Genomic DNA, 8,088 nt, shown 5'->3' with positions numbered 1-8,088 from the left:
CTGTTCACCGATGAGGAATGCTACAACTTCTTCCAGGCCACAGGGTACAGAACCGATTAAACGCGACACGCTCTAATCGCCCCGTCAGCGGCGAGCGCGAGCGAGCGCATCGCGACCTTTGGGTTGTCGCGAATGAGCCAAATTCCAAGGAAGCTGAGCAGGATCAGAACAACGGCGATATGCGCTCCGGAAAAGATCAAAAGCAGCATGAATCCGATGGCCACAAGCCCAATCTGGATGCGCCCAAGATCGGCCCAGAACACGCCGTAGCCTGCGGCGACGATCAGGAAAAACGCGGCCACAAAAAACCAGCCCTTCGGTTTTGCCAGCACAGTATGCCGGACTTTCAGCGGTGCAACGCGGCCTTCATTGGCGACGTCTTTCACGTCCTTCAACGCCTGTACGACAAAGGCCAGCGCGGTGAGGAGTGCGCCTAAGAACAGGCAGGCCTTGATGGGCCAGACGGGTGCTGTGAACACGCCCTGCGCACCAAAGAATTCTTCTTCGACCCAGGCGTCGACCAGTTTGGGCCAGGTGCCCTCCGCGATTAGAAGAAAGACCATCGCCCCGGCAATGTGAAAAGCGATACGCATCACGCCAGCGGCAAAGGGGCGTTCTTCTTCCAACCATCCGATCAGCAGGTCTGTCCGTGTCATCCGCCCACACATCAAGGCGTGGGCAGCTTGCAGGAACACGATTGCAACGATCGAGTTGGCGACGATCTCGGCCACGCCTTGTACGGGCGCATTAAAAACCGACCTGCCGATGATATCGGCACAGATCAGCAGCATCAGGCAAAAGATCCAGATCGAGGCCGCGCCGCTGACGAACCCGGTGAGCGCGGAGACCGCGCTCACCGTTGTGTTTGTGCCGCGACGAAAGGAGGAAGACGTCAGCATATCCACTATCCTGCGTGACGGATCAGCGCGCCGACCAGTCGATCCGGGGATCGAGGCCTGCGGCTTTGACGGCGTTCATGTAGGCCGACAGGACTGCAGCGGCGCCATCATCTTCATTCGCGGCGACCCAGTCTGCGGCAAGGTTCGGAAGCGTTTCTGCCCAAGTTGCGATGTCAGCCTCGGGAAGTTCGGTGACGGTCGCGCCGACCTCGGGCAATTTGGCCAGGAAGGTCTCGTAGCGCGCCATGACTTCTTCGGCATGGGCGACTGTGTATTCTTCTCCGAGTTCGGTCAGCACCTGGCGCACGTCATCCGACAGATCGTCCCAGACGTCCTTGTTGATGCCAAGGCCCCCGGTCATATGCGCGCCGATCCCCACGAGGGTGACGTATGGGGCGACCTCGTAGTGCTTGTTCGGGAAAGCCCCGGTCAGGATCACCACCACGCCATCGGCGACGCCAGTCTGGATCTGATTGTAATACGTGGGCAGAGCGCCATCGACTGGCACCGCACCAAGATGCTTGATCCAATTTGCTGAAGGTCCGGGTGCTAGAATTTTGCGGCCCTCCAGGTCCGCCAGAGAGTTGACTGGGAAGTTGGTCATGAGGTGATAGGTCTCGACCCCGCTGGCCCCCAGAAAGACCACGTTCTGATTGTCCCACGCCGCCTGCAATTCAGGCAGATCGCGGTGTAACTGATTCATGATCTTCAGCGTGCCAACCAGATCATCAGACACGAAAGGCGTGAAATAGGTCACGTTCTGCAAGGGCATCTTGGAGCCTTCCCAAAGCGTGCCAACCCAGCCCGCATCGGTCAGACCGTCTCCCACGGCCTCCAGCGTATCCTTGAAGCCATAAAGCGACCCGCCATAGGCTTCCGTCTATTCGACGCGATCCTCAGACCCCATCGCTTCAAGCCGGGTGTTCGTTTCGGCAACGACAAGCGTGGACAGTTGGCCGATCCAAGGCAGAACCGTCGGGTGGCTTGATGCCATGGTGAGCTCATAGGTCTCGGCATGAGCCGTGACCGCGAGTGCGCTGAGTGTCAGCGCGGCAAGTGCCGTTTTCATAGTTTCCTCCCTATTTTGACTAATCGACGGTGTATTTGCCGGTTGAGAAATCGAACCGGACGCCAATCCCGCCTTCGTTCAACAACCAGGGGCGCACGGTGAACGTTCGTGCTCCACTGGAATGCATGGGGTCCTGCGCGGCGATCTCGCGCGCATGGGCAAGGCTGTCGGCGCGCAAAATCACCATGCCCTCACCGTTCCAGCTGTGTTCATCGTCGGCCCAGTGCGGACCTGCGCCAAAGAGAACACCGTCCTTTCCAAGCTGAACGAGGAAATCGAGATGATCCTCAAGCGCAGCTATGACGGGTTCCAGCCCGCCTGAGGGCCTTGTCGAGACGACATAGAATTGCTTTTGCAACATTCCTTTGGTCGCCTCGAGAATGTCAGCCTTGTTGATCTTTATGTCTGACATCACATCTTCCTCAGATCGTCTCGCAGACCTGATCGAAGGCCAGCCGTGGCAGACGGCGAAAGATCTTGGACGTATCGGCGTAGCCGAGGTTCACGAGGAAGTTCGATTTGAGCGAGGTGCCGTGGAAGAACTCTTCATCCAGCTTGGCATTGTCGAACCCGGACATGCCACCGAAATCAAGACCGACAGCACGGGCGGACAGCATGAAATATGCCCCTTGCAACGTACCATTGCGGAAGGCGTTGACCTGCGCAGCGGTGGCGTTGTTTTTGAAGATGTCTTGCGCCTGCGGGTTGGGCGGAAAGACGTTCGGCAGCTCTTCCCAGAAGTTCAGATCATAAGCGATGATGGCGGTTACCGGTGCGCTGCGCATCTTGGGACGGTTGCCTTCGAAAAGGGCTGGCTCAAGCCGGTCTTTGGCAGCCTCCGAGCGGACGAAGATCACCCGCATCGGCTGTTGGTTCATCGAGGTCGGGCCCATCTTCGCGATCTCGAAGAGCGCCCGCAGCGTCTCGTCGGAGACGTCGCGGTCTTGCCAGCCGTAATGCGTGCGCGCTTCGGTGAAGAGCAGTTGCAGCGTTGTGTCGTCTGCTGTGAGTGCGCGCGCCTGAAACGCGGCGGCGGCGTCACGAGCTTCTTTGTCGAGTGTATCTGTGTCGAGCATCGTCAGGGGTCCTTTCACACGGCCCGAAGGCCCAAAATCTGGCGCGCTTGCTGCGCGGTCGCGACTGGCCGGTCATGTTCAGCGCAAATCTGTGCAGTCCGTCGGACCAAGGCTGCGTTCGAGGGAGCAAGTGTGCTGCGATCAAGCCGGATATTGTCCTCAAGGCCCGTCCGCGCATGACCTCCGGCAGCAATAGCCCAGGCATTCAATTCGCTTTGGTGACGTCCGATGCCCGCAGCGCACCACGGCGCGCCTGGAAAGAGACGTTCGACTGTCTTCACGTAGAAATCAAAAACCTGGGCGTCGGCGGGCATGGCGTTTTTAACGCCCATTACAAATTGGACGTATGGCACATCCTTGATCGCACCCGCGCGATGCATCTCGGCGGCCTTCAGAATATGGCTGAGGTCAAACGCCTCGATCTCTGGTTTGATGTCGTGGACGCGCATCTCCGACGCCAGCCAATCAACCAGATCAGGGGGGTTTTCATACACACGTGTCGGGAAATTGTTCGATCCCACGCTGAGCGATGCCATGTCAGGCCGCAGGTGAAGCATCCCGCCGCGCTCTCTGCCAGCTCCCGACCGCCCTCCGGTCGAGAACTGGAGGATCATGCCCGGGCAGTGCTTTTCAATTCCTTCCTTGAGATGCGCGAATTTCTCCGGATCACTGGAGGGGGTCTCGTCATCATTGCGGACATGCGCGTGGCAGATCGTGGCACCTGCTTCAAACGCCTCATGGGTGCTTTCAACCTGTTCAGTCACAGTGATGGGCACCGCCGAGTTCATGCTTTTGCGCGGCAAAGACCCTGTGATGGCCACGCATATGATGCAGGGCGTGCTCATGTGCCTGCCTTGGGTGCGAGGACGAAATCGAAATCCACATTCCAGTAATAGGTGCCGCCAAAGCCCATCTTCGCGATCTCGGCGGGGTCTTCGATCTTATCGAATGTCGCGATCAGGCTTTCCTTGACGCCGAAGACCGCATCGTTGTCGATGTAGGGATCGTCGGGGTCGAAGATATGCGTTGTGACGGTGTCAAAGCCGTCCTTTGAAATGATGTAATGAAGATGCGCTGGCCGCCAGGGGTGGCGACCAAGCCCGTCCAGCAGAGCCCCGACAGGACCATCATCCGGGATCGAATAGTGCTTGGGCCGGACCGCCTTGAACCAATAGCTGCCGTCAGCCCCGGTCCGAAATACTCCGCGCAGATTGAATTCGGGCTGAAGCCCTTTCTGCTGGACGTCGTAGAAGCCCTCGTCATTGGCTTGCCAAACGTCAATCTTGACGCCCTCAACTGGATGCCCATAAACGTCCAAAACGCGCCCCCGGACCACCATGTCCTCGCCCTTGGCGTCGAGACAGATGTTCGTTCCCATCGGGTATTCCGGTGCGTCCGCAACGTGGAACGGCCCCAGAACGGTGTTCTCGGACGCGCCTTTGGGCCGGCGCGAGTTAATGGCATCCACCAGCATCGACACGCCGAGCACATCCGACAATAGGATGAATTCCTGCCGCCAGTCGTCGCATTTGTGACCTGTCGCGGTCAGAAACTGGATCGCTTGAAACCACTCTTCCTGCGTCGGCTCGATCTCTTTGATGGCGGCATGCAGGTGACGCGTGATGATATCCATCACCTCACGCAGACGAGCATCCTTGGCATTGACGTTCTGACCCGTGACAACAGCGGCGCTGTCCTCTTCGGTGAAATAGGCCTTTGGCAGGTTCTGATCGGGTGCGGTCATACCAATCTCCGTGTCGGTTCTAGCGTGCTCATTTGGGGGCCTCGCCGCGCCAGGCGGATTGCAGCAGGGCACGAATTCCAGCGCGCGTTATCTCGCGCGGGTTCCAGTAGGGGTTTTCAGTTGCAAGATCGGCGGCGCGATCAAGGTCTTGTTCACTCAACCCCAGATCGCGCAGGGCCAGAGGGGCTTGCATTGCCTTCGCAAACTGCCAAAGCGCTGGTCCCGGCGCATCGCCGCCCAGGATATCGACGATGGGCGCCAGTTGGCCCGGAACCACCTCTGCATTGTAGTGGACGGCATGGGGCAGAATGATCGCGTGGGTCTCTGCATGGGGCAAATCGAACGCTCCGCCCAGCGTGTGGCAAAGCTTGTGGTGTAGGGCCATTCCGACCTGCCCCAAGACAGCGCCGCAGGCCCATGCGCCGCGTTGCGTGTCTGCGCGGGCCACGAGATCGCCGGGCGTGTCCAAAACACGGGGCAAGGCATTGGTGAAGGCCTCGATCCCTTCGATCGCTAGCGCAGTGCTATCCTCGGTTCGGTCTTTGGCATAAAGAGCTTCGGCTGCGTGGGCGATCGCGTTCAGGGCAGAGGTTACGGTCAAGGCAACCGGCAGAGTTGCCACCAATTCCGGGTCGTAGAGGACGACCTCCGGCAGGACCTTTGGATCCGTCAATGTCGTCTTGATCCCATCTTCGGTCTGGCCAAGGATCGGGGTAGCCTCGCTGCCCGCATAGGTGGTAGGCACAACAATTTGTGGCAGGTCCGTGCGCAAGGCGATGGCCTTTCCCAGACCCGTGGTCGAGCCGCCGCCGATTGCTATGAGACAGTCGGCTCTAACTTCCGTGACGTGCTCAAGCGCCTCTTTCGTGACCTCGATGGGGGAGTGCATGGCTGCGCGAGAAAACACGCCAGCCGACCGCCCATTCAGGAGGGCCGCCACATCGAGAGCAGACGAAGATTGCGCGGGGGTTGACAGGATCAGGGCGCGGGAACACCCAAGGTGAGCAACTTCATCCGAGAGCGTCTCGCGGATGCTTCTTCCGAAAAGAACACGTTGCTTGTTAGACTTATGTGGCATGTCAGCTCACGTCCCCGCTGCCTTGGTCACAAGAAGCTTAGCGAGTTTACGGTGCAAGCAGGTTCGAAAGGCTGCAGGTTAGATTACCAATATGGTAAGTTGTGCGTGACAACCTAAGACGACGATGTGCGCCTCGTTTCGAGGTCCATCAGGTCTCGCAACGCGGCCATTTCGGTTCCAAGGTATTGCAACAAGCGCTTGCGTGCGGGAAATTCTGCCGAGCTCTTTGAGCTCAAAACACAAAGGTGTCGATCCGGATCCCCGATCGCAATTGGCAGTGCTGCCAGCGTATTTTGCCGCCTCAGCCGGTAGACGACCGAGTAGGGCAGAACCGTGAGCGCATCGGACTCGTGCAGAATGTTCAAGACCGATGTCAGCGAGCCGCCCGAAAAACTCACCTTGATGTCTTTGACACCGATCCGATCCAGAACATTGCGCAGATCGTGATAGAGTGGGCTGTCTGGCGGCGGTGCAATCCATGAGTGTTGTGCAATGGCGGATGCATCAAGATCTGCGACAAGTGACAGCGGGTGACCGGTCCGGCAGGCGATCACGTTTCGCCCCGGCAGCACTTGTGTCGCGTCGATTGTGTCAGGCACTTGGGTCGCCCTGATGGGCACGATCCCGACGTCAAGTTTGTCTGACGCCAGCCCATCGAGAATCTTTTGGACATACCCATAGCTTTGATCGATCCGAATGCCGGGATATTCGGACTGAAACGCGGCAAGAATTGGGGAGACGACCCCGTCCATGAAAATCGGCGGCCCAGCCAGCCTGAGCGCACCGGCCTGACCGCGCTTGAACCGGACAACAAAGTCACTCGCAGCATCTCCTGCCTGCCGCACGGACCGACCATATTGAACCAATTGCAGGCAGAACTCAGTTGGTTGTAGCGGACGTTTGCCGGGTTCAAACAGGGCCACGCCGATCCGCTTTTCCAGCTCTGAAACCGAGCGGGACAGGCTTGGTTGGGTCTTGCCAAGGGACATTGCCCCCTCGGACAGCCCACCGCCATCTACTATGGCGGCGAGCATTTCCAGTTGGCGAGGGTCAATCTTCATGGCAGCAAGCTGCGTTCGTTCTGCATCCGCCTAGCCCCTGAGCCGGTGGTGCAGGATGATCGGCACCGCAAGGTCTTCCTCATCCGTGAGGTGCCGCTGGAGGAATGACTCGATCGTCTGTGCCTGGGCATACACCGGACCCGCTTCGTCAAAGGCTTGCGCCTCGTCCAAAGCCGCCAATTTGATCAAGCGGTTCGCTTGGCGGGTGAAATCGTCCAGCACGAGGTCAAGATCGGCGTGATCTTTCTCCAAAACCTCCAGCCCCGCATCAAAGCGCGGGTCAGCAGCCGAAAGCTCGGGGAAGTATCTATGATCTTCCCACCCATGATGGCCGTGTAGATTGCCGACCAGTCGACCGCCTAAAAACGACAGCCGCGCGGCGTAGTCGTCCAGCGCCATGCCCTTGTCGAGCATGAGTTCGGTGTCTAGGCGAACCCGTTCGGCAAGCGCGCGGAAGTTCTGATGCGCGCTAAGCCATTGGCGGGTTTTGTCCTTGAAGCCCGGATGCGCCTCCCACGTCTCACGCGGGTAGGTGTCCAGAAGAAAGCGCAGTTCTTCGGGCATGTGGTATTGCCGAGTGCGCTTCAGCTCTTTGCCTTCGGGACAAAGATATCTGTCATTGTCGGGATCCCAGGTGAAGTCAGAGCGCGACCACGTGCCATCCTGACGTTTCGATTTGTCGAAGACAGGGATGAACGGCAGGATTTGCCGATCCAGCGCGAGCCATGCGAGGTTCTCTGCAGAGCCGTAGGCGGTGTCGGCAGCAACCCAGTCTGGCTTCAGTCCGAACCGTTCGCTGGTCCGGTCTATCATGCGGCGCGACGCACCCACTTCCGCTGTTTTGACAGACCGGCTGGCCTCGACATCGACAATGATCCCGTGATCTGTGTCGATCAGGTAATTGTCCGAATAGGCAAAGAATGCGGGACCTTTCCGGGCTGCCGTCCATTGGCTTGCAGGGTCGACATGGGCCGTGAACTTCGGCTTCACCTCGCTGGCGGCCCCAAACGCTTCATCGTCAAGCGCATCCAGATACTCGCGCACTGCGCGGGGAGCATCTTCAGGATTGATCTCACGCGACGCCCAGTCCTCGGGATTGCTCGAGTTCTGCTTTTGAACATCGGCACTGATCAAGCTGGCATCGACGGCGAAGCCATGACC

General features: G+C 58.9%; 8 protein-coding genes and 3 pseudogenes. All 11 read right to left on the bottom strand.

What is annotated here, in order from left to right; genetic code table 11:
* Positions 1 to 56 precede the first annotated feature (56 nt).
* Positions 57 to 899: a TRAP transporter small permease subunit gene (locus AC2FLM_RS01125; RefSeq protein ID WP_496854899.1), complete on the bottom strand. Its 843-nt coding sequence runs from the start codon at positions 897 to 899 to the stop codon at positions 57 to 59.
* Between the two features lie 22 nt (positions 900 to 921).
* A pseudogene (locus tag AC2FLM_RS01120) lies at positions 922 to 1,752 on the bottom strand (C4-dicarboxylate TRAP transporter substrate-binding protein); the annotation flags it as partial.
* A 27-nt stretch (positions 1,753 to 1,779) separates the two neighbouring features.
* Positions 1,780 to 1,968 carry a hypothetical protein gene (locus AC2FLM_RS01115; protein ID WP_496854897.1) on the bottom strand — a complete coding sequence of 63 codons (189 nt, stop codon included), beginning with the start codon at positions 1,966 to 1,968 and terminating at the stop codon, positions 1,780 to 1,782.
* Between the two features lie 19 nt (positions 1,969 to 1,987).
* Complete coding sequence (locus AC2FLM_RS01110; protein ID WP_496854895.1) at positions 1,988 to 2,380, bottom strand: YciI family protein; 393 nt, start codon at positions 2,378 to 2,380, stop codon at positions 1,988 to 1,990.
* Positions 2,381 to 2,390: 10 nt separating this feature from the next.
* On the bottom strand, positions 2,391 to 3,044 hold the full coding sequence (locus AC2FLM_RS01105; protein ID WP_496854893.1) for a malonic semialdehyde reductase: 654 nt from the start codon (positions 3,042 to 3,044) through the stop codon (positions 2,391 to 2,393).
* 14 nt (positions 3,045 to 3,058) lie between these two features.
* Positions 3,059 to 3,889, bottom strand: coding sequence for a 3-oxoadipate:acetyl-CoA acetyltransferase (locus AC2FLM_RS01100; protein ID WP_496854891.1), 831 nt, complete (start codon positions 3,887 to 3,889; stop codon positions 3,059 to 3,061).
* Entirely contained in the window at positions 3,886 to 4,788 is a 903-nt protein-coding gene (locus AC2FLM_RS01095; RefSeq protein WP_496854889.1) for an intradiol ring-cleavage dioxygenase, read from the bottom strand. The genes AC2FLM_RS01100 and AC2FLM_RS01095 overlap by 4 nt, the downstream gene beginning before the upstream one ends.
* A 28-nt stretch (positions 4,789 to 4,816) precedes the next feature.
* On the bottom strand, positions 4,817 to 5,866 hold the full coding sequence (locus tag AC2FLM_RS01090) for a maleylacetate reductase (RefSeq protein WP_496854887.1): 1,050 nt from the start codon (positions 5,864 to 5,866) through the stop codon (positions 4,817 to 4,819).
* Positions 5,867 to 5,979: 113 nt separating this feature from the next.
* Complete coding sequence (locus AC2FLM_RS01085; protein WP_496854886.1) at positions 5,980 to 6,927, bottom strand: LysR family transcriptional regulator; 948 nt, start codon at positions 6,925 to 6,927, stop codon at positions 5,980 to 5,982.
* A 30-nt stretch (positions 6,928 to 6,957) separates the two neighbouring features.
* Positions 6,958 to 7,398, bottom strand: a pseudogene (locus AC2FLM_RS01080) (hemerythrin domain-containing protein); the annotation flags it as partial.
* Between the two features lie 99 nt (positions 7,399 to 7,497).
* Positions 7,498 to 8,088: pseudogene (locus tag AC2FLM_RS01075) on the bottom strand (transposase); the annotation flags it as partial.

The organism is Ruegeria sp. SAZD011 (genome assembly GCF_059612545.1).
This window is presented reverse-complemented; position numbering and strand designations above follow the sequence as displayed.

Bases quoted from the DNA above. Each gene is read 5' to 3' on its own strand.
- AC2FLM_RS01095 (WP_496854889.1), bottom strand. From the start codon at position 4,788: ATGACCGCACCCGATCAGAACCTGCCAAAGGCCTATTTCACCGAAGAG.
- AC2FLM_RS01125 (WP_496854899.1), bottom strand. From the start codon at position 899: ATGCTGACGTCTTCCTCCTTTCGTCGCGGCACAAACACAACGGTGAGC.
- AC2FLM_RS01085 (WP_496854886.1), bottom strand. From the start codon at position 6,927: ATGAAGATTGACCCTCGCCAACTGGAAATGCTCGCCGCCATAGTAGAT.
- AC2FLM_RS01105 (WP_496854893.1), bottom strand. From the start codon at position 3,044: ATGCTCGACACAGATACACTCGACAAAGAAGCTCGTGACGCCGCCGCC.
- AC2FLM_RS01100 (WP_496854891.1), bottom strand. From the start codon at position 3,889: ATGAGCACGCCCTGCATCATATGCGTGGCCATCACAGGGTCTTTGCCG.
- AC2FLM_RS01110 (WP_496854895.1), bottom strand. From the start codon at position 2,380: ATGTCAGACATAAAGATCAACAAGGCTGACATTCTCGAGGCGACCAAA.
- AC2FLM_RS01090 (WP_496854887.1), bottom strand. From the start codon at position 5,866: ATGCCACATAAGTCTAACAAGCAACGTGTTCTTTTCGGAAGAAGCATC.
- AC2FLM_RS01115 (WP_496854897.1), bottom strand. From the start codon at position 1,968: ATGAAAACGGCACTTGCCGCGCTGACACTCAGCGCACTCGCGGTCACG.